The following is a 20,540-nucleotide window of genomic DNA, read 5'->3' on the forward strand; positions in this document are numbered from 1 at the left end:
GCCAGCAAGATGCGCAGGGCCAATTGGAGCAAAGACTTCTTCTATGAACTCTTTACTCATATGCGATAGCCCTGCCCGCAAGGGGGGAGATCAGCTGATTTTCCCGGTTTCGCCAGTCGCCAACACTGCAAGATTTGCGGCTGCGAAGGAGCTGCCAATATCCGCCCTTGCGGGGGAGATGGCCGGCAGGGCAGAGGGGGGTGCCTAGCGTCATGCTTTCCCAGCCCGAGCAGCCCGTCCCCGCGCCCTATCTCCACATGCCGCATGCCGGCAAAGGGCTGGCCGTCGGCCTGTTCGGCGGCTCGTTCAACCCGCCGCATGCGGGCCACGCGCTGGTCGCCGAGGTTGCGCTGAGAAGGCTGGCCCTCGACCAGCTCTGGTGGATCGTGACGCCCGGCAATCCGCTGAAAAGCGCGCGCGAGCTGGCGCCTCTCGCCGAGCGCGTCGCGCTGTCCGAAAGGATCGCCAGGAATCCGAAGATCAAGGTCACTGCCTTCGAGGCGGCGCAGCATGTCCGTTACACCGCCGACACGCTGGCGCTGGTCAAGGCGCGCAATCCAGGCGTCGACTTCGTCTGGATCATGGGCGCGGATTCCTTACGCGACTTCCATCGCTGGCAGCGCTGGCGCGAGATCGTGCTGACCTTCCCGATCGCGGTCATCGACCGACCGGGCGCCACGCTCTCCTTCCTGTCCTCGGTCGTCGCCAAGACCTTCGACTATGCCCGCGTCGACGAAGGCGACGCGCCGCTGCTTGCCCGCATGCGGGCGCCGGCCTGGACCTTCATCCACGGCCCGCGCTCGTCGCTTTCCTCCACCGCGATCCGCAAGGCGGCGAAGGGCTGAGGCCACCCTTCTTCCACAAGGGGCCGAGCGATGTCGCTTTTACGGCGGCCTTTCGCGTTCCGATCAGCCAAGCTGCGAGGGCATGCTGACGCAGACCCAAACCGATCCCGGACAATCGGCGCCGCTGATTGCCATTGCCAGCGTCATCGTGTCGATGGCGCTGATCGCGATCGGCAACGGGCTGATGTTCGCCTTCATTCCGGTGCGGCTCGGCGCCGATGGTTTCGATCCGACCTGGGCCGGACTGATCGTCACCGGCCTTTCGGCCGGCGGGCTCGCCGGCTGCATCCTGACCGGACCCATGGTGCGCCGGGTCGGTCATGCCCGCGCGTTCATGGTGCTTTCGGCGCTGATCGCGCTCTCCAACGTGGCGATCGGCGCCGGACCGATGCCGCTGCTGTGGATCGCGGCGCGGGCGCTCTACGGCTTCGCCATATGCGGCCTCTTCATCGTCGCGCAGAGCTGGCTCAACGACGCCTTGCCGAACGCCATACGCGGCCGGGTGATGGCGGTGTTCTACGTCGCCTATATCGCCGGATTGGGCGTCGGTTATGCGACGCTCGCCGCGATCGACATCCAGACGGCGGCGGCGCCGCTGATCGGCATCGCGTTCACCGCGCTGTCCATCCTGCCGGTGGGCATGACGCGGCTTGCCCAGCCGCCCGCGCCGCAGGCCGCTTCGGTGGCGCTCGGCCAAGCGTGGAGGATCTCGCCAGTCGGCGTCGTCGGCATGCTGGCGGTGGGCGGCCTGTCGATGATCATCTCAGGTTTTGCGCCGATCCACGCCACCGCCAAGGGTTACAGCCAGGCAGAGGTGGCGCTGCTCTTGTCGGCGATGCCGGTCGGCACGCTGATCCTGCAGATACCGCTCGGCTGGCTCTCCGACCGTACCGATCGCCGCTATGTGCTGGCGGGCACGGCGGCGCTGGCGGTGGTGGCGAGCCTGCTCGCCATCGCTTTCGACGGCGGCGCGCTGATGGCCCTGGTGGCGATCTATCTCATCTGGGACGGTGCATCGGAATCGATCTATTCGCTGTCCAGCGCCCACGCCGCCGATCGCGCCAGGAAGGAAGAGCTGCTGGCGCTGTCGAGTTCGCTGCTCTTTGCCTGGTCGCTGTCCGGCTTCATCGTACCCGGCATCGTGACGGCGCTTTCCGCCGTCTTCGGCACCGAGACCTTCATCTATGTCGGCATCGCCATCGCTTCCGCGTTCTGCCTGTTCGTGCTGTGGCGGGTGTTTGCGGCGCGACCGATGCCTGCTGCCGCAACCGGCAGCTTCGCGCCGATGTCGGCGCAGACGCCCCTGCCGGTGGAGCTCGCCTTCGCGTCGGAGGAGCCGACAAAGCCGGCCAAGGGCTGACGAGATTATTGTTTGCGGACTTCCTGGGACGGTATCTCGGGCGGCGGCAGGGGGATCGAAATGCCCTCGTTGTCGAAGGCCAGCTTGGCGCGTTTGGTCATGTCGATCTGGGTGGCGAAATAGTCGGCCGCGGAAGTCCAGTAGCGCAGGGTCAGTGAAACCGTGCTCTCGCCAAGCCCTGCGATGAAGGCGATCGGCGCCGGCTCGCGCCGCACGCGCTTCTCGGCATTGGCGATGGCAAGCAGGGTCTTCTGCCCGCGGTCGATGTCGTTCCATGAACCGATGCTCAAGCTGATATCGGTGCGCCTGACGCCGTTGCGGGTGAAATTCCGCACCGGCTGGTTCCACAGCGTCTGGTTGGGCGCCAGAATGTAGATGCCTTCGACAGTGCGCAGCTTGGTCGCGAACAGGCCGATCTCCTCGATCGAGCCGGCGATCGCACCGACCTCCACATATTCGCCGATGCGGAAGGGCCTCAGCGCAAGCAGCATGATGCCGGCGGCGATGTTCTGCAGCGTACCTTGCAGTGCAAGGCCGATCGCCAGACCGGCAGCGCCGATCGCGGCGATGATCGAAGCCGTCTGCACGCCAAACTGGCCGAGCACCATGATAACGACAAGGATCAGGATGCCGTAGCGGACGACCTGGGAGAAGAAGTGGCGCAGCGTCTCGTCAAAGCCGTGAATATGACCGAGCCCGGCATAGATCGATCGCTCGGCAAGGCCGGCAACGAGGTAGCCGACAATCAGAAGGATCACAGCACCGATTGCCGAGAAGGAATAGGAGACTATCAGCGAGCTGAGCTGCGCAAGCCCGGCCTGAATCGTGATGAGGGCGCTCTGCGGGTCGATTGGCATGGTTGGGAATCCCCTTTGTCCGGTGTGCCGATAACCCATGCGGCGCGCAGGGGTTCCGCTCTTTTCAGCCTTCCGAGGGCCTGTCCGGCCTGCCGAGGCCGCCCTGAGAGCGCGCCCGTCTTGAAACTGCAATGGAACTCTGCCTATCTAAGCAGGGTCACCTGATTTGCCGGGTGATTTGGTTGTTCTTATTGGGAAAGGAAACACACTGAGAACAGCACTGCGGAAGAAGGCCGATATCGTGCCTTCGCCGGCCGGGATCAGCGGAAGCGATGCTGCCTCCCTCGCCATCAAGACAGTCCTTGCCAGTCTGGAAGACTCCAAGGCCGAAAACATCGTCTCAATCGACATCCAGGGTAAATCGAGCCTCGGCGACTATATGGTCGTCGCATCGGGCCGATCGCACCGCCATGTCTCGGCGGTCGCCGACCATCTCCTCAAGGCGCTCAAGGATGCCGGTCTCGGCATGGCGCGCGTCGAAGGGCTGGCCAGCGCCGACTGGGTCCTGATCGATTCCGGCGACATCATCGTCCATGTCTTCCGTCCCGAAGTCCGCGAATTCTACAATCTCGAAAAGATGTGGCAGGCGCCGGATCTCGAGGAAGAGACCTTGCACTGAGCCGTATCGCGGGCCGTGACCGTTCCGGTCCGGCGCCGATCGAGAGCTCGCCGAGGCGAGGATGAAGATCACCGTTCATGCCGTGGGCCGGATGAAGACCGGCCCCGAGAGAGAGCTCGCCGACCGCTATTTCGAGCGCTTCGCCAAGAGTGGGCCCGCGGCCGGGCTGGAATTTGCCGGCGTTGTCGAGACATCCGAGAGCCGCGGCCAGAGCGCCGACGAACGTCGCCGCGAGGAGGGCCAGAAGCTGCAGGGTCAGCTGCAGCAAGGCAACGTGCTGTTCCTGCTCGACGAACGCGGCAAGGCGCTGTCCTCGGAGGACCTGGCGGCCCGCATCGGCCAGTTGCGCGACAGCGGCCGCAAGGCGCTGGTCATCGCGATCGGCGGCGCGGACGGCCATCACAAATCCTTGCGCGAAGAGGCCGATCTGGTGTTGTCGTTCGGAGCGCTGACCTGGCCGCATCAGCTGGTGCGCGTCATGCTCGGCGAACAGCTCTATCGCATCGCCACCATCCTTGCCGGGCATCCCTATCACCGCTCGTGAGTCATCGTTCGCGCTGTGACCCCGAAAGCTGGGGATCACGTCCGCTTGCACCGATTTCCGCCTCAATGAACCGACATCACGGTTGTTGCGGGTGCTCCAACATGGTTGATGGTTCGTTAACGAAGCGGCGGATAGAGTCGAGGCCTGATGTCTGAAGGCTGGAATTCGAGAACGCGCGCCTGGCGCAGCCGCTGCGGCTTGACACTAGTCGCCGCGCTGATCGCGCTCGGGCCGGCTATGGCCGCGGAAAATTCGCTCGATGTCGCACCGGACCCCGACAAGAGCCGGGTCGAATACGAGCAGGTCTCCAAGGAAATCTCCTTGTCCTCCGAGCGGCTGGCCAAGCTTGCCGCCGACGTCGCGACGGTGAAGAAGGACCATGCCTCGATCAGTGCGGCGCTGATCCAGTCGGCGATGACCGAGCAGAAGCTCGGCCAGGACATCGAGGACATCGGCGCCAAATTGGAAGGACTGAAGGCCGAGCAAGAGAAGCTGCACGCTTCGCTGGTGGCGCGGCGCGACGTACTTGCCGAGGTGCTCGGCGCGCTGCAGCGCATGGGGCTCAATCCGCCACCGGCGATCCTGGTCAAGCCGGAGGACGCGTTGTCGTCGGTGCGCAGTGCGATCCTGCTCGGCGCCGTGGTGCCGGAATTGCGCCAGCAGACCGACAGGCTGCTCGCCGATCTCAAGGAACAGACCCGGGTGACGGCCTCCATCGAGGCCGAACGCGGGCGGCTTACCGCTGCCGTCACCGAGCAGACGGCGGAAAAGAAACGACTGACCATGCTGCTCGCGGCCAAGCAGAAGCTGCAGGCCGATACCGAAGCGGCCCTGGCAGCAGAGCGGCAGCGCTCGCAGCAGCTGGCGGACAAGGCCAGCAGCCTCAAGGACCTCATCGCCTCGCTCGAGGCCGACAAGGCGCGCAAGGCGGCCGACCAGGCCAAGGCGGCCGATCGGAAATCGGCGCACGCCGACACGACCGCATCGACGGCGGAACCCGCCGCGCCGCCGGTGCCGGAGGGCAATCGTTTAACCGCTTCCGCCCCGTTCGCGGCGCTCCAGGGCCAGATCGCGCTGCCGGTCATCGGCAAGATCAAACGGCGCTTCGGCACCGACGACGGCAATGGCGCAATGATGCAGGGAGACATGGTTGCGACACAATCGGGGGCCATCGTCACCGCGCCGGCGGATGGAAACGTTCTTTATGCGGGGCCGTTTCGCTCCTATGGTCAACTCTTGATCCTCAATGCGGGCGATGGGTATCATGTCGTCCTGGCGGGGATGAGCAGAATCAGCGTCGCGACCGGACAGTCGGTGCTCGCAGGAGAGCCGATCGGCGCGATGGGAGAGGCCCGGGTGGCAAGCACCTCGGCCTCGCAGAATGGAAATGCGACGCCGGAACTCTATGTTGAGTTCCGCAAGGATGGAAAACCCGTCGATCCGAACCCCTGGTGGGCGGACCGATTTTCTGGAAGGACGTGAAATGATGCGGAAATTGTCGCTTCTGTTTGCCGGCGCGCTGATGGGCGCATCGGCAATGAGCCTGGTCTACGGCGCACCTGGCTCGGCGGCGAATGCTGCGGGTTCCGAGACCTACAAGCAGCTGGCGATCTTCGGCGACATCTTCGAGCGCGTGCGCGCGCAATATGTGACGCCCCCGGACGACAAGTCGCTGGTTGAGAACGCCATCAACGGCATGCTCGCTTCGCTCGACCCGCATTCGTCCTACATGAATGCCGAGCAGGCGCAGGATATGCGCGTGCAGACCAAGGGCGAGTTCGGCGGCCTCGGCATCGAGGTCACGATGGAGAACGACCTGGTCAAGGTGATCACGCCGATCGACGACACGCCGGCCGCAAAGGCGGGCGTGCTTGCCGGCGACTATATCGCCAAGATCGACGGCGAGGAGGTGCGCGGCCTCACCCTCAATGACGCGGTCGAGAAGATGCGCGGCCCGGTCAACACGCCGATCAAGCTCACCATCCTGCGCCAGGGCGCCGACAAGCCGATCGAGTTGACGGTCGTGCGCGACATCATCAAGGTCAAAGCGGTGAAATACCGGGTTGAGAACGACATCGGCTACATGAAGATCACCTCCTTCACCGAGAAGACCTATGACGATCTCGAGAACGCCATCGAGAACATCAAGAAGCAGGTGCCCAACGACAAGCTGAAGGGCTATGTACTCGACCTGCGCCTCAATCCGGGCGGCCTGCTCGACCAGGCGGTGAGCGTGTCGGACGCCTTCCTGAAGCGCGGCGAGATCGTCTCGACCCGCGGCCGCGATCCGAAGGACGTTACCCGCTTCGACGCCAAGCCGAAGCAGAACGACGACATCGGCGGCAAGCCGCTGATCGTGCTGGTCAACGGCGGCTCGGCAAGCGCGTCCGAGATCGTTGCCGGCGCGCTGCAGGATCTGCGCCGCGCCACCGTCGTCGGCACGCAGTCGTTCGGCAAGGGCTCGGTGCAGACCATCATCCCGCTCGGCGAGAACGGCGCGCTCAGGCTCACGACGGCGCTCTATTACACGCCGTCGGGCAAGTCGATCCAGGGCAAGGGCATCACGCCCGACATCAAGGTCGAGCAGCCGCTGCCGCCGGACCTGCAGGGCAGGGACCTGACCCGCGGCGAATCGGACCTCAAGGGCCACATCAAGGGAGCCGACGAGAGCTCGACCGGCTCGGGCTCGGCCGCCTATGTGCCGCCGGAGCCGAAGGACGACCTGCAGCTGATCTATGCCGAACAGCTGCTGCGCGGCCAAAAGACCGATCCGGCCTTCCCGCCGAACCCGGACAAGGCTGTGCTGAACCAGTAAAGACGGGGAGGGCCGGGGCAGATCACTCTGGCCGGCCGACCGAAGCGATGCAATGCTGCCGGGACCGCGAGGTTCCGGCAGTTTGATTCGGGGACAGGGTGGTTCGGCAACGGGCGCTGCGTCGCCTAAGGTTTTGAATTTGCGCGTGAGCGCTGACGATTCGATCAGCTGCGCTGATCCGATCAGCCGCGTCACGAGCCTGGGGATGCGGCTTGGCTGACACCGGCAAGGACATCGAACGCCCGCTCGGACAGACGCTCCGGCCAGAGCGCCCTGCCTCGCGCACCTTCGGCGCCGGCACGCTTGGCGCGGCGGTCGCCGTCCTCACTGTAGTGGGTATTTCCGGTGCGATCGCGTTGCGTGAAAAACCTTTCCGCAAACCGCAAGAGACGGCCGTTTCGACGCCGAAGGTAATCGTGGCGCCGGCTCCCGCGCCGGCACCGGCGCCGACGCCGGCACCGGCCGAGGTGGCGGCGGCGAAGCCCAATGCGAGCACGCCGATGAAGAGCGATGGCCCGCAAATCATCCATGTCGAGTCTGAAGAGGGCGATGGTCCGCCGAAGGCCGGTATCGTCATCCGCGATCCTTCCACACTCAGCCAGAATCTCAAGGTCGCGCATATTCCCGACAGGGCGCTGATCGAGGCGAGCGACAGCGGCCCGCTGCCGGTGCGCTCCGCCGATGGCCGGCGACCGTTCGACGTCTATGCGCGGCCCTGGTCCGGAGCGCGCGGCGCGCGCGTGGCTATCGTCATCGGCGGGCTCGCCGTCTCCCAGACCGGCACGCAGGCCGCGATCGCCAAATTGCCCGCCGAGGTGACGCTGGCTTTCGCGCCGCAGGGCAACAGCATCGACCGCTGGATGAAGGCGGCGCGCCAGAGCGGACATGAGATCGTCATGCAGATACCGCTCGAGCCGTTCGATTATCCGGGCGTCAATCCGGGACGCAACACGCTGACGGTCGATGCGAGTCCGGACGAGAACCTGAAGAGCCTGCACTGGGCGCTGTCGAGGACTACCAACTATACCGGCGTCATGAACTATATGGGCGCGCGTTTCTCGGCTGATGCAAACGCGATGGGACCGTTCATGGCCGAGCTCGGCAAGCGCGGCCTTGCCTATGTCGACGACGGCTCCTCCGCGCGAAGCCTGGCGCCCAACCTCGCGCTGAAGGATGGCGTTCCTTTCGTCGCCGGCGACATGGCGATCGATGCTGTGCAGGACCGCGGCGAAATCCTCAAGAAGCTGGACAGCCTCGAGGCGACGGCACGCGCCAAGGGCAGCGCCGTCGGCATCGGCTCGGCCTTCGATATCACCGTCGACACGGTTGCGTCCTGGGTGGCAGAAGCGAAGAAGCGCGGCATCGAGATCGTGCCGATTTCGGCGGTGGCGATCGATCCGCAAAAAGGCTGACGCCGACCCTTTCGCCTGAGTACATCTCCAAAACGGCTGGAAATCTGAACGATGGCCAAGAAGATCGATCCCGAAACGCTGCCCTATCGCCCTTGCGTCGGGCTGATGATCCTCAACCCGGCCGGGCTGGTCTGGGTCGGGCATCGCATCGCCGAGCCGGACAGCGAATTCTCCGGCACCACGAAACTCTGGCAGATGCCGCAGGGCGGCATCGACGAGGGCGAGGAGCCGCTCCCGGCGGCGGAGCGGGAGCTTTACGAGGAGACCGGTATGCGCAGCGTGTCGCTGCTTGCCGAAGCGCCGCACTGGATCAATTACGACCTGCCGCCGCATCTGGTCGGCGTCGCCTTCAAGGGCCGCTATCGCGGCCAAACGCAGAAATGGTTCGCCTACCGCTTCGAGGGCGACGAGAGCGAGATTGAGATCAATCCGCCGCCGGGCGGCCACAAGGCCGAATTCGACCAATGGGCATGGCGGCCGATGCGGGAGCTGCCCGACCTGATCGTGCCGTTCAAGCGTCAGGTCTACGAGCAGGTGGTGGCCGCGTTCGAGCATCTTGGTCGCTAGGCGTTGGCAGGCGCGCTTCCAACTAAGTTCGGTTAGCGAAGAGGTTGGCACCGTAGTCGAGATCATGCTTTGTTGATGCAGATGCGCCGCAGGCAAAGAGGCAAACATGAACGACGCGCGACAAGCGCACTTCGCCGGCGTCGAGAATCACGCAGCTCCGCAACAAGTGTGACCCGTCTTTGTCTGACGCAATTGCCCCGATGACCGGCACCAAAACGTCTTTGCCGCAAACGACCGCCACCAGCGGCTTCATGCCCAGCGAAACCGCAGCCGGCGCGATCCTGACCATCGATCTTGGCGCCATCCGCGAGAACTACCGGCGGCTGAAGGCGCGGCTGGCGGGCGTGCGCTGCGCAGGCGTGCTCAAGGCTGACGGCTATGGCCTCGGCGCAGCGCGCGTGGCATCGGCGGTGATGAAGGAAGGCTGCGAGATCTTCTTCGTCGCGCTGCTCGGCGAGGGCATCGCGCTGCGCAAGGCGCTTGGACCCGGACATGAGATCTTTGTGCTCAACGGCCTGCCGCCGGGCTCCGAGCCGGAAGCGATCGCGACTGGGCTTCATCCTGTCATCAACAGCACCGCTCAGTTGAGGGCGTGGCGTGAAGCGGCGCTTGCCGCCGGCCGAAAGCTGCCGGCCGCTGTTCAGGTCGACAGCGGCATGTCACGGCTCGGCATGCCGCCGGCTGACGTCGAGGCGCTCGCGGCGGATGCTTTCGGCGGCATCGACATCCGCCTGGTGATGAGCCATCTCGCCTGCGCCGACGAGCCGCGCAATCCTGCCAACGAAGCGCAGCGGCTCGCGTTTGAGCGGCTGCGCGGGATGCTGCCCAAGGCGCCGGCCTCGCTTGCCAATTCGTCCGGCATCTTTCTCGGATCGGCCTACCACCACGACCTCGCGCGGCCGGGCGCGGCGCTCTACGGCATCAACCCGACGCCGGGCGAGGCGAACCCGATGCTGCCGGTGGTGCGGCTGCAGGCGAAGGTGGCTCAGACGCGCAACGTCGATGACGGCGCCGGCATCGGCTATGGACATACCCATCAGGCGCGCGGACCGCTCAGGCTGGCGACAATCTCGCTCGGCTATGCCGATGGCTGGCACCGGCGCGCCGCCTCGGCCGCCTGGTTCGAGGGCGTGCGGCTGCCTTTCGTCGGGCGGGTATCGATGGATTCCATTGTCCTCGACATTTCAGCGCTTCCGGTCGATCAACTGGGCGAGGGCGACCTCGTCGAGCTCATCGGGCCGTCGCAAAGCCTCGACGACGCGGCCGCGCATGCCGGAACCATCGGCTACGAGGTGCTGGCCAGCTTGGGTGCGCGCTTTCACCGCCGCTACATCGGCGGGTGAAAGGGGCGGCTTGCTTGACAAGCCGATGCATCTCGGCAAGGGTCGAGGCATGAGCAACCTCGCCCATAGCAGAACCTTTTTCAGGGTTTGCCCCATCGCGGGAGCGTAGCCCCGGCGCGGTCGTGTTGGCGACCGCCGAGCCGGGGCATTTGAATTCCTGACATCGTCATCGAGCCAGCCAGCCTTTCGCGGCTGTCGGCTCTTCGTCGCCGCCTTTGAGCGGGCTGCAGCGCGCGTCGGTTCGTCGACGTGCAAATCCAGGAGGTTTGCCATGAATGCCACAACCCAATCGCGTTCCCGAAACACGATCGTCGTCAGCGACGCGGACCACGACCGGCTCAGCGGCCTTGCCAGAGCCTTTCTCGAGCGGACGCCCGAGATGGCCGAGGACCTGCTCGCCGAGATGGACCGCGCGCCGATCGCCGCCGAAGCGGCGATGCCAGCCGATGTCGTGCGGATGGGCACGACGGTGACGCTTCACGACGGGGAAGGAAGCGTTCAGCGCGTGACGCTGGTCTATCCCGCCGAGGCCGACATCGCCGAAAAACGCATCTCGGTGCTGACGCCGCTCGGAACCGCGCTGATCGGCGCGCGTGCCGGCCGGGCAGTCTCCTGGCGAAGCCGCGACGGCCGGGTGCTTTCGGCGACCATCCACGCGGTCGAGCAATCCGCGTCGCGGAGAGTGCCATGACCAGGACCATCTATCGCCTCACGCCGAAGGATCTCGCGGTTCTCGAAGCGATGCTGATGCGCCGGCGCGCCTTTGCCGACGCGATCGTGCCGATGCTCGAACGCAAGCTCGCCGAGAGCAACATCATCCCGGCCGGCATGGTCGAGCCCGACATCGCCACGCTGAACAGCCGGGTAGTCTTCCGGATCAACGACGGAGCCCCGGAGACGAGGACGTTGATGCTGGGCGACGCCTCCGCTCCTGTCGGATTCGGCCTGCCGCTCGGCACCTGGCGCGGCCTCTGCCTGCTCGGCATGAGGGCGGGCCAGTCGGTAGTGGCCGAGCGCCCCGACGGCAGCCGCGAGCGCATCCTCCTCGAGGATGTGGCCTACCAGCCGGAGGCCAAGCATCAGGCGGCTCGGACTGCCGGACGGCGACCCCGCGGCCCGAGGCTGGTGTACAGCGCCGCAGCCGATCGTTGGCCCCTTGGCGGGGGCGGCAAAATCCGGCAGACAGAAGGCGACGATCCCGGCCCTTCGGAGGCATGATCGGTTTGAGGGAGCATAGAATGAAAGTCCTGGTGCTGGGCGGCGGTGTGATCGGGATCACCACCGCCTACTTCCTTGCCGAGGCCGGCCACGAAGTCACGGTGATCGACCGGCAGCAGGGCCCGGCGCTGGAGACCAGCTTCGCCAATGCCGGCGAAGTGTCGCCGGGCTATGCCTCGCCATGGGCCGGGCCCGGCATTCCCGTGAAAGCCGTCAAATGGCTGTTGATGAAATACGGACCGCTGGTGGTGCGGCCGGCCTTCGATCCGCATATGTGGACATGGCTCTTGAAGATGCTGCGCAACTGCACGGCCGAGCGCTATGCGCTGAACAAGTCGCGCATGGTCCCCTTGGCCGAGTACAGCCGCGACACGCTGAAGGCGCTACGCGCTACGATCGGCATCAGCTATGACGAGCGAGCCAAGGGCACGCTGCAGCTCTTCCGCAAGCAGAAGCAACTCGACGGCACCGGCGGCGATGTCGAGGTGCTGAAAAAATATGGCGTTCCCTACGAGCTCCTCGACCGGGACGGCTGCATCGCGGCCGAGCCGGCGCTGGCCGGTGTGCGGGAAAAATTCGTCGGTGGGCTGAGGCTGCCCGGCGACGAGACCGGCGACTGCAAGATGTTCACCGACAAGCTGGCCGAGCTTTGCGTGGCGCGCGGCGTCGCCTTCGAATACGGCACGAGCATCCGGCGCGTCGTCAGGAACCGAAACCGCGTCGTCCAGGTCGGCACCGACAAGGGCTGGCGAACGGCGGAGGCTTATGTGATGGCGCTTGGCAGCTATTCGGCTCCCTTCATGCGCAAGATGAAACGGCCGATCCCCGTCTATCCGGTCAAAGGCTATTCCATCACGGTGCCGATAACGGACGCGGCGGCGGCGCCGGTGTCGACCATCATGGACGAGACTTACAAGGTGGCGATCACAAGGCTCGGCGACCGCATCCGCGTCGGCGGCACCGCGGAGATTTCGGGCTTCGACCTTCGTCTGCATGAATCGCGCCGCCGCACGCTCGAGCACTCCGTCGGCGACCTGTTTCCGGGCGGCGGCGATCTCAAGGCGGCGAGTTTCTGGTGCGGCTTGCGGCCGATGACGCCGGACGGGCCGCCGCTGGTCGGGCGCAGCGAATTGTCCAACCTCTATCTCAACACCGGCCACGGCACGCTGGGCTGGACCATGGCCTGCGGCTCGGCGAAAGTGCTTGCCGATATCATTTCCAACCGGGTGCCGGAGATCAACGCGCTCGACCTCAGCCCGGACCGCTACATCAAGGCTTGATTTAAAAGGCCTGTTTCACCCACCCATTGCTGAACAGCAGCCGGTAAGCCCAGCCGATCGTGACATTGGTGGCGACAGGCTGCGAATGGGCGAGATAGTCGTCATAGACCGACTTCATGCGGCGGTAGAAGGCCGGATCGAGCACCATCATGCCGTTTTCCGAGTCGTGGACGAAGCTGCGATTGTTGAGGTTGACCGAGGAGATCGTCACCAGGCGCTGATCGATCATCATGATCTTGGAATGCAGCACCACGTCGGGCGCCTTGAATTCGCGGATGTTGATGCGGTCGCCATATTTCTCCACGAATAGCTTGTTGAGCGCGGTGAGGAAGCGGCCGCCTATGTCGCCCTTGAGATCGATGCGCCCGACGACGTCGATCTTGACGCCGCGGGCCAGCGCCCGATCGAATGCTCTCGCGATACTGGGCGTGAGGTTGAGATAGGGATTCACGATCTCGATGCGATGCTCGGCGGTGTCGATCAGTTCGACGAAGTAGTTTTCCAGTGCATGCCCGTCCGCGTAAGGCACGGAAATGAAGTGCCGCACCACGCCTTGCGGATGACCACCGGAACGAACCGGAATGGAAAACGGCCGTGACAGATTGGTGTCGGCATCGCGCAGCCAGATGGTCGAGAAATGCGCGGCCAGCGTTTCGACCGTCGCCGGGTCGGCGATCTCGATGTCGAAGTCGCTCCAGTTGGAATAGTAGTTGAGCGAGAAGCCGTCGGTCTTGCCGTATTGCTGCAGCTGAGGGTAGCGCGACAGGTCGATCGGCTTATGAAACAGGAACCCGTCATGGATGTTGCGGCCGCCGATGATGACGCGCGAGCGGCCGGGTTCCTCGGCCAGGGTCGCCAGCATCTTGATGTGATGGGTCTTGTGCAGCTGTGAGAGCTGCTCGTCGATCGGCGCGCCGTGATCGGCCTGCCAGCGATATTCCTGCAATTGGACATTGGGAAACTCCGCCGCCAGCCGATGCAGCAGGGCGTCGTCCTTGTCGCGCTCCAGCACGTCGGTGACCAGGATGCGTACCTTGGTGCCGAGCGCCGCGTGGTGGCGGATCAGCCGCTCCATGATGCGGCCGGAAAAGTCCGCCTTGAACTCCAGCGACGACAGATAGATCAGCTTGAGTCTCGGCGCGTTGGAGAAATCGAGCGGCAGTTCGGGATCGGCCTTGTCGAAGGCGCTGTCGGGCAGCGTTTTGCCGAGCAGCGCCTCGACCTTGGAATTGAAGCCGTCGCGCGATTTGCGCAGCAGGGTCGGCGACCCGAGCGGCAGCGCGCAGGTCTGCGACAGCCAGCGGCCGGCATAAAAGGCGCGGTCGAGCGCTTCGAGCCCGGCCGGATCTGGCACCGGACAACGATCATAGCGGCTGTCGAGTGCCGTGATCCAAGGGTCGGCGGCCTCCTCGCGCAGGATGGTCAGCTTCGCGCCGGACGGCGCGAGGCTGGAGCTGACGGTGAGGTCGCAGCGGGTGAGCGCTTCGCTTGGAAACAGCCTGGCAGATGTCTCGGCCGCCGGCAGGCTGAGATGGAACGGGGCACCTTTGGCAATTGTGCGCGACCGGCCCGAGACGCGCATCGCCAGCGATCCGTCGCAGCTGCCGCCGATCACGACCGTTTGCCGGCCGGCTTGGCGGAGCACGATCTCGACCGAGCGCGCCTGCAGGCCGGAGAAGCTGAAGCTCTTGGGTGCGGACGGCCTGGCGGCAGCGTCGAGATAGAGCGTCTGGCGCGACATGCGCCAGCGACCGGTGAAATGGCCTTCGCCCGGTTTGCCTGGTGCCAGCGGCTGCTCCGTGCTGTCGAGCGGCTTGGCCAGCCGTCGCAGCGCCGGATAAGTTGCCTGGAAAAGATCATTGTGGACGTCGCGCCAGTCACGGCCGAAGCGGCCGGTGCCGTTGGTGCGGTCGAGCGCATCGATTCGGCCTTGGGCCAGCAACGCCTCGAATCGCTTTTCATAGGCGGCATTGCCATTGTCCGCGAAGTAGCGGGCGCTGGCGATCTCGGCGCCGCTTCGATCCGCCGAGATGGGCGCACGCGCGCAGGCCCCGTCTCCCGGAAAGAAGGCGCAGGCGGAACGGCCCGGCATGCCGGCGCACCCGGCGAGCGCGGTCACTGCCAGGCCAAGCAGCAGCCTTGTCACGACGGCTCCTGGTCTCACCCGGTCGCCCCGTTCATGACCTTGAGCTGGGCGGGATCGCGCGGCGGCATGAAGCCCTGCGGAAAGACCTTGCAGACCGGAAGCGCGAAGGTAGCTATCAAGAGCTCGGCCTCGCCGCGCATCTTCCTTGGCGCCGTCTTGTCGCCGCGGACCGTCCTTGCCGAAGCGATCAGCGCGCCGTCGCAATCGCAATGATTGTGGCGGGCGAGATAGCAGGCATCGTGGATCCGGCAGGCGGCATCGAGCCGGTCGACCGGGGTGGCCGAGAGATCGCCGGTGCGGGTTCCGGGACCGCAATAATTGCCGAAGACGAAAGGCGAGGGGCGGCCCATCGCATAGCGGATCGGCTTCGGCAGTTCAGCTTCGGGAACCCTGGCCCACGGATTGGCGCAGCCGGAGAGGTAAAGCAGCGGCAGGATGGCAAGAATGGCTCGCATGTCTGCGCCGGCTTTCCCAGATTCCCCCTCGCCTGCCATGGCATGGCGAAGCACTGGTGCCACACTGGCCGATTTTGTGGCAAGCGCAAGGCGGGTCGGCTCCGCCTTCGCTTCGGGCAGTTTCAGCAACGACCGGCTGGCGCGATTCTCGGACGGCTATCCCGTGCGGATGGCTGACATGGATTTCCACCTCGGCGACGGCGAAGTCGGGCTTCTACGGCCACGCCAGGATCGCGATTTCGATACGCGAGGGCCACTATGGTTTCGTCACCTGCGGGCTGATGGGCAACAGCGCCGAGGAAGCCGGCCGGGAAGTGGGCGGCGTTCGCGGCTGAGGCCGACGAGGTTGTGAATTCTTTCGTCCTCGATGCGGCTCAATGGCGGTTCGAAAGCGGATCGGCCTTTTTGGACGGCATCACACGAACAACCCTTTTTCCCGCTCCACCGCCCTGGTGATGAAATTGGCGACGAGCTGGACCCGGCGCAGCGGCCTCACCGATTCGTGATAGACCAGCCAGTACGCGCGGCGGATGGGCGCGACGATGTCTACCGGCACCAGCTCCGGCATCGAGCGGGCGACGAAGGTATGCAGGATGCCGATGCCGGCGCCCGAGCGCACCGCCTCCGCCTGGCCAAGCGCTGACGAGATGGCGAAGCTGGTGCGCCAGTCCGGGCTGAACTCCGCGGCATAGTCGAGCGAAGGGCTGACGATGAGGTCGGGCACATAGCCGATCAGCGTGTGCCGATCGAGCTCGGCTGCTGACTTCGGCAGGCCGTTGGCTTCCGCATAGGTGCGGGAGGCGAACAGGCCGAGCGTATAGTCGACCAGCTTTCCCGCCACCAATCGACCCTCGGTCGGCCGCTCGACGGTAATCGCGATGTCGGCCTCGCGCCGCGACAGGGAGAAGGAGCGCGGCACCGGCACCAGCTGGATGGTCAGCTCGCGGTGGAGCGCCGTCAGCTCGCCCAAACGCTTGGCGAGGAAGGCGACACCGAAACCGTCGGGAGCGCCGATGCGCACCGTGCCGGAGACGTCGTCGCCCTCGCCGGCGATGGTCGATCGCGCGGCGATCATGTCGCTCTCCATGCGCTCGGCGATGTCGAGGAAGCGCTCGCCGGCCGGCGTCAGCTCGCTGCCGGTGGTCAGGCGGCGGAAGAGTTTCGTCCGCAGCGCTTCCTCGAGCGCCGCGAGCCGTCGCGAGACGGTGGCGTGGTTGAGCTCCAGACGTTTTGCCGCGCCGAGGATCTGGCCGGCGCGCGCCACGGCGAGGAAGATGCGGACATCATCCCAGTTCATGGGGATGGTCCAGGTTAGTCGCCAGCGCTGCGTTCCCGCCCACCCCCCTCTGTCCTGCCGGACATCTCCCCCGCAAGGCGGGAGATCGGATGTCGCGTTCGCTTTCGCCAATCGCCAACGGTGCAGGAAGAGCCCCGGCGATGAAACTGCCAATCTCCCCCCACGCGGGGGAGATGTCCGGCAGGACAGACGGGGGTGTGAAGGAACTCAATCTTCGATCCTTTCAATGACCGATCATCATCACCTTTTGCGGCAATTAATGCACGTCCGACTGCCGCTGTCTATTTCGCGCACAACGGTTGCGTTCTAGCTCGCGTTGCCATTGCGGACGCAAAGGCGGACAATGCCTCATCACCAAAACAGGGAGAGAACCCATGATCGAGTACGGTCATTTCATTGGCGGCAAGCGTGTCGCCGGCACCAGCGGCCGCAAGCAGGACGTCATGCAGCCGATGGACGGCTCGGTGCGCGCTACGGTGGCGCTGGCCTCGGCGCAGGAGCTGCGCGCCGCGGTCGAGAACGCCAAGGCCGCGCAGATCAAGTGGGGCGCCACCAACCCGCAGCGCCGCGTGCGCGTGCTGATGAAGTTTCTCGAACTGGTCCAGCGCGACTATGACGAGCTGGCCGACATCCTGGCGCGCGAGCATGGCAAGACCATTGCCGACGCGCGCGGCGACATCCAGCGTGGCCTCGAAGTGGTCGAGGTCTGCATCGGCGCGCCGCATATGATGAAGGGCGAGTTCACCGACGGCGCCGGTCCGGGCATCGACACCTATTCGATGCGCCAGCCGCTCGGCGTCGTCGCCGGCATCACGCCGTTCAACTTCCCGGCGATGATCCCGCTGTGGAAGATCGCGCCGGCGATCGCCTGCGGCAACGCCTTCATCCTGAAGCCTTCGGAGCGCGACCCGGGCGTGCCGATCCGCATCGCCGAGCTGTTCATCGAGGCCGGCCTGCCGGAAGGCGTGCTGAACGTGGTCAACGGCGACAAGGAAGTGGTCGACGCCATCCTCGACGATCCGGACATCAAAGCCGTCGGCTTCGTCGGGTCGACGCCGATTGCGCAGTATATCTATGCGCGCGGCTGCGCGGCGGGAAAACGCGTGCAGTGCTTCGGCGGCGCCAAGAACCACATGATCATCATGCCCGACGCCGACATGGACCAGACGGTCGACGCGCTGGTCGGCGCCGGCTACGGCTCGGCCGGCGAGCGCTGCATGGCGATCTCGGTGGCCGTGCCGGTCGGCAACGACACCGCGAACCGGCTGATGGAAAAGCTGGTACCGCGCGTCGAAAGCCTGAAGGTCGGTCCGTCGACCGACTCCTCGGCCGATTTCGGCCCGCTGGTGACACGCCAAGCCCTGGAACGCGTCAAGGGCTATGTCGATATCGGTGTCAAGGAAGGCGCCAAGCTGGTTGTCGATGGCCGCGGCTTCAAGATGCAGGGCTACGAGAACGGCTACTACATGGGCGGCTGCCTGTTCGACAACGTGACGCCGGAGATGCGCATCTACAAGGAAGAGATCTTCGGGCCGGTGCTTTCGGTGGTGCGCGCGCCGACCTATGAGAACGCCATCAACCTCGCCAACGACCACGAGATGGGCAACGGCGTCGCCATCTTCACCCGCGACGGCGACGCCGCGCGTGACTTTGCTTCCAGGGTCCAGGTCGGCATGGTCGGCGTCAACGTGCCGATCCCGGTGCCGATCGCCTACTACACCTTCGGCGGCTGGAAGGCGTCGTCCTTCGGCGACCTTAACCAGCACGGCCCGGACGCGTTCCGCTTCTACACCAAGACCAAGACGGTCACCTCGCGCTGGCCGTCCGGCATCAAGGACGGCGCCGAGTTCGTCATCCCGACGATGAACTGACCGGACGGTTTTTCGAGAGCCTCGTGAGAAAGCGCGGTTTGCACCCGCGCTTTCTGTTTGGGGCCTTGCAGAGGAGGCTGGTTGTCCTTCACCTCATCGATATTTGGCGTAGCTTGTCGTCTCGCCCGGTCGTCGCTTGCAACTTCGATGCATGATTTGCGACGAGACACGTCGAGGCTGCATCCGCACCTCCTAATGATTCCATGGAACCAACAGGCCGCCATTCGCCTTAGGCTGTATTCCTGCCATGCGTGCAGGCCAATCAAACAGCGCCGGTGGCAGCCGGGGTTCTCGTCTGGCGCGAGGAGGTGTCGGATGACACGATTTCTTATGGCGACGATGTGCCTTGCGGCGGCAGCGCTGTCGGTCGGCCAGGCCAATGCGGCAGCACAATGCGCACCACGCGCCGACATCATCAAGGCGCTCGGCGACAAGTTCCACGAAAGCGAGGCAGGGCGCGGGCTGATCAATCCGAACGTCGTGCTCGAGATCTTTGTCTCCGACCAAGGCAGTTGGACCGTTCTTGCCTCCGATACCAAGGGGCAGAGCTGCATCCTGTCCGTTGGCGAAGGCTGGGACAGCCCGACGATCACGGCAGCCGTGCCGGGAGCCTAACACTCACTGGCGCCACGGCTCGTTCAGTGAAAGCCGCGCCGGCGCCCGCATCAACGCCCGCTTGTCTACCGGGCGCAGCTTCACCATATCGAATGCAGGGAGTGATAAATCTCCCTGCGACAGACCGGAAACCAGAAGGAGTGACGTGATGGCGACGTCGAGTCCGGCCTGGAGCGTTCCGGCACACTGAGGCGGCCGAATGTGCCTCTTTTGCCGGAATGCCACGGCGAAGGAGGTGCCCATGGCACGCAGATTTTCGTTCCGAGTGGTGAAGGCGGCAGTCGCCGGCGCCGTCATGGCTTTGCCGGCAGTCCCGGTGCAGGCGCAAGTCCTCTGCGGGGGCCATGACGATCTGGTCGCGGGGCTGGCAGAGACGTTCGAAGAGAAGCGGCTGGGCTATGGCCTGGGTGGAGACGTCGCCATCTTCGAGGTGTTTGTGTCGGCGAGCGGAACCTGGACCATCTTGATGACCGACGTTAAGGGCCAGAGTTGCATCCTGGCGGCCGGCGAGGGATGGGAGCACACGCTGGCCACCGCGGTCCGGCACCCGGGCGGGTGAACTGCGTAACCGGACAGTTCAGTTAAGCCGGAACCGCTCCGGTCAGCGCGTCGCGGCCGCCTCGGCGTGGTGGCGCAGCAGCGCCATCAATTTCTTGGCGTCCTTGGCGGCGGCTTCCTCGTCGCCGTCGAGGATCGAGCGGATCAGCGCGACGTGGTGCTCGGCCGATTCGGCGAGCCCGGTATCCGCCTTGTAGCGGAACCAGAAGCGCCGGCTGTGCGTCTGCAAGGGCGCCGCCACGCGCGCCGCGAATGGATTGTCGGCGGCGATCGCCAGCGCCTCGTCAAGTTGCTTGTCGGCCTGAATGAAGGAAAGCACGTTGCCGGAGATCACTGCCTTCTGCATGGCAAGGGCTGCTTCGTGAAACAGGTCGGCCGCCTCGCGGGTGACGAAGCGGGCGGCCGAGCGGGCAAGCACCACCTCGATGCCGCGCCTGGCATCGATAACGCGCAGCCAGTCGCCGGGGTGGAGCGGAGCGACCGCGATGCCGGCGCGTGGTCTGACGTCGAGCAAGCCCTCCCAGGCCAGCCTTTGGATCGCTTCGCGCACCGGGGTACGGCCGAAGCCGAGCCGCTCGATCAGTGCACCTTCGGTGACGAAGCTTGAAGGCGCCAGTTCAAGAGTGACGATCATGTGCTCCAGCACACGATAGGCCCTGGTCGCAACCGGCTCGAAGGTTGCGCTCGTGTCGTTGGATATCAATGCGGATATCAATGGGCCAGCTCCTGATATATTTT

20 protein-coding genes are annotated in these 20,540 nt (G+C 65.2%); 15 read left to right on the forward strand and 5 right to left on the reverse strand.

What is annotated here, in order from left to right; all coding sequences use genetic code 11:
* Window positions 1-257 precede the first annotated feature (257 nt).
* Both P9228_RS27680 and P9228_RS27685 read left to right on the forward strand, forming a co-directional pair.
* A complete protein-coding gene (locus P9228_RS27680; RefSeq protein ID WP_095799734.1) occupies window positions 258-845 on the forward strand; it encodes a nicotinate-nucleotide adenylyltransferase in 588 nt (195 codons plus the stop codon).
* 82 nt (window positions 846-927) lie between these two features.
* Window positions 928-2,205 carry an MFS transporter gene (locus tag P9228_RS27685; RefSeq protein ID WP_278056641.1) on the forward strand — a complete coding sequence of 426 codons (1,278 nt, stop codon included), beginning with the start codon at window positions 928-930 and terminating at the stop codon, window positions 2,203-2,205.
* Between the two features lie 5 nt (window positions 2,206-2,210).
* Here P9228_RS27685 and P9228_RS27690 read toward each other — a convergent pair whose 3' ends face one another.
* Window positions 2,211-3,062, reverse strand: coding sequence for a mechanosensitive ion channel domain-containing protein (locus tag P9228_RS27690; RefSeq protein WP_278056642.1), 852 nt, complete (start codon window positions 3,060-3,062; stop codon window positions 2,211-2,213).
* Window positions 3,063-3,303: 241 nt separating this feature from the next.
* Here P9228_RS27690 and rsfS point away from each other — a divergent pair, with 241 nt between their 5' ends.
* The 10 genes from rsfS (at window position 3,304) to P9228_RS27740 (ending at window position 12,860) form a co-directional block, all read left to right on the forward strand.
* The gene (gene rsfS, locus P9228_RS27695) at window positions 3,304-3,681 is read left to right on the forward strand and encodes a ribosome silencing factor (protein ID WP_059189846.1); all 378 of its coding nucleotides are present in this window, start codon (window positions 3,304-3,306) and stop codon (window positions 3,679-3,681) included.
* A 61-nt stretch (window positions 3,682-3,742) separates the two neighbouring features.
* On the forward strand, window positions 3,743-4,225 hold the full coding sequence (rlmH, locus tag P9228_RS27700; RefSeq protein WP_278056643.1) for a 23S rRNA (pseudouridine(1915)-N(3))-methyltransferase RlmH: 483 nt from the start codon (window positions 3,743-3,745) through the stop codon (window positions 4,223-4,225).
* 147 nt (window positions 4,226-4,372) lie between these two features.
* On the forward strand, window positions 4,373-5,707 hold the full coding sequence (locus P9228_RS27705; RefSeq protein WP_278056645.1) for a murein hydrolase activator EnvC: 1,335 nt from the start codon (window positions 4,373-4,375) through the stop codon (window positions 5,705-5,707).
* A gap of 1 nt (window position 5,708) precedes the next feature.
* Window positions 5,709-7,040: a S41 family peptidase gene (locus P9228_RS27710; protein ID WP_067001610.1), complete on the forward strand. Its 1,332-nt coding sequence runs from the start codon at window positions 5,709-5,711 to the stop codon at window positions 7,038-7,040.
* 212 nt (window positions 7,041-7,252) lie between these two features.
* Window positions 7,253-8,452, forward strand: coding sequence for a divergent polysaccharide deacetylase family protein (locus P9228_RS27715; RefSeq protein WP_278056647.1), 1,200 nt, complete (start codon window positions 7,253-7,255; stop codon window positions 8,450-8,452).
* A 51-nt stretch (window positions 8,453-8,503) separates the two neighbouring features.
* Window positions 8,504-9,019 carry an RNA pyrophosphohydrolase gene (locus tag P9228_RS27720; RefSeq protein WP_278056649.1) on the forward strand — a complete coding sequence of 172 codons (516 nt, stop codon included), beginning with the start codon at window positions 8,504-8,506 and terminating at the stop codon, window positions 9,017-9,019.
* 200 nt (window positions 9,020-9,219) lie between these two features.
* On the forward strand, window positions 9,220-10,362 hold the full coding sequence (gene alr / locus P9228_RS27725; RefSeq protein ID WP_278056651.1) for an alanine racemase: 1,143 nt from the start codon (window positions 9,220-9,222) through the stop codon (window positions 10,360-10,362).
* Between the two features lie 271 nt (window positions 10,363-10,633).
* Complete coding sequence (gene rnk, locus P9228_RS27730; RefSeq protein WP_278056652.1) at window positions 10,634-11,053, forward strand: nucleoside diphosphate kinase regulator; 420 nt, start codon at window positions 10,634-10,636, stop codon at window positions 11,051-11,053.
* The gene (locus tag P9228_RS27735) at window positions 11,050-11,580 is read left to right on the forward strand and encodes a nucleoside-diphosphate kinase (RefSeq protein WP_278056653.1); all 531 of its coding nucleotides are present in this window, start codon (window positions 11,050-11,052) and stop codon (window positions 11,578-11,580) included. Before rnk ends, P9228_RS27735 begins: the two co-directional genes overlap by 4 nt.
* A 20-nt stretch (window positions 11,581-11,600) precedes the next feature.
* Window positions 11,601-12,860 carry a D-amino acid dehydrogenase gene (locus tag P9228_RS27740; protein WP_127216283.1) on the forward strand — a complete coding sequence of 420 codons (1,260 nt, stop codon included), beginning with the start codon at window positions 11,601-11,603 and terminating at the stop codon, window positions 12,858-12,860.
* Between the two features lies 1 nt (window position 12,861).
* Here P9228_RS27740 and P9228_RS27745 read toward each other — a convergent pair whose 3' ends face one another.
* The 3 genes from P9228_RS27745 to P9228_RS27755 form a co-directional block, all read right to left on the reverse strand.
* The gene (locus P9228_RS27745) at window positions 12,862-14,952 is read right to left on the reverse strand and encodes a phosphatidylserine/phosphatidylglycerophosphate/cardiolipin synthase family protein (RefSeq protein WP_278056747.1); all 2,091 of its coding nucleotides are present in this window, start codon (window positions 14,950-14,952) and stop codon (window positions 12,862-12,864) included.
* 68 nt (window positions 14,953-15,020) lie between these two features.
* Window positions 15,021-15,461 (reverse strand): hypothetical protein, encoded by a 441-nt coding sequence (locus P9228_RS27750; protein ID WP_278056655.1) that lies wholly within the window; start codon window positions 15,459-15,461, stop codon window positions 15,021-15,023.
* A 415-nt stretch (window positions 15,462-15,876) separates the two neighbouring features.
* A complete protein-coding gene (locus P9228_RS27755; RefSeq protein ID WP_127239276.1) occupies window positions 15,877-16,758 on the reverse strand; it encodes a LysR family transcriptional regulator in 882 nt (293 codons plus the stop codon).
* 374 nt (window positions 16,759-17,132) lie between these two features.
* On the opposite strand from P9228_RS27755, the gene P9228_RS27760 reads away from it, so the two are divergent.
* The 3 genes from P9228_RS27760 to P9228_RS27770 all read left to right on the forward strand — a co-directional run bounded on the left by P9228_RS27760 (window position 17,133) and on the right by P9228_RS27770 (window position 19,803).
* A complete protein-coding gene (locus tag P9228_RS27760) occupies window positions 17,133-18,629 on the forward strand; it encodes a CoA-acylating methylmalonate-semialdehyde dehydrogenase (protein ID WP_067319526.1) in 1,497 nt (498 codons plus the stop codon).
* Window positions 18,630-18,944: 315 nt separating this feature from the next.
* Window positions 18,945-19,244, forward strand: coding sequence for a hypothetical protein (locus P9228_RS27765; RefSeq protein WP_067001648.1), 300 nt, complete (start codon window positions 18,945-18,947; stop codon window positions 19,242-19,244).
* Between the two features lie 241 nt (window positions 19,245-19,485).
* On the forward strand, window positions 19,486-19,803 hold the full coding sequence (locus P9228_RS27770; RefSeq protein ID WP_067319522.1) for a hypothetical protein: 318 nt from the start codon (window positions 19,486-19,488) through the stop codon (window positions 19,801-19,803).
* Between the two features lie 42 nt (window positions 19,804-19,845).
* Here the strand turns inward: P9228_RS27770 and P9228_RS27775 are convergent, their stop codons facing one another.
* Complete coding sequence (locus tag P9228_RS27775; protein ID WP_127216854.1) at window positions 19,846-20,505, reverse strand: GntR family transcriptional regulator; 660 nt, start codon at window positions 20,503-20,505, stop codon at window positions 19,846-19,848.
* Window positions 20,506-20,540 lie beyond the last annotated feature (35 nt).

The sequence above is a fragment of the Mesorhizobium sp. WSM4898 genome (assembly GCF_029625845.1).
Classification (GTDB): Bacteria; Pseudomonadota; Alphaproteobacteria; order Rhizobiales; family Rhizobiaceae; genus Mesorhizobium.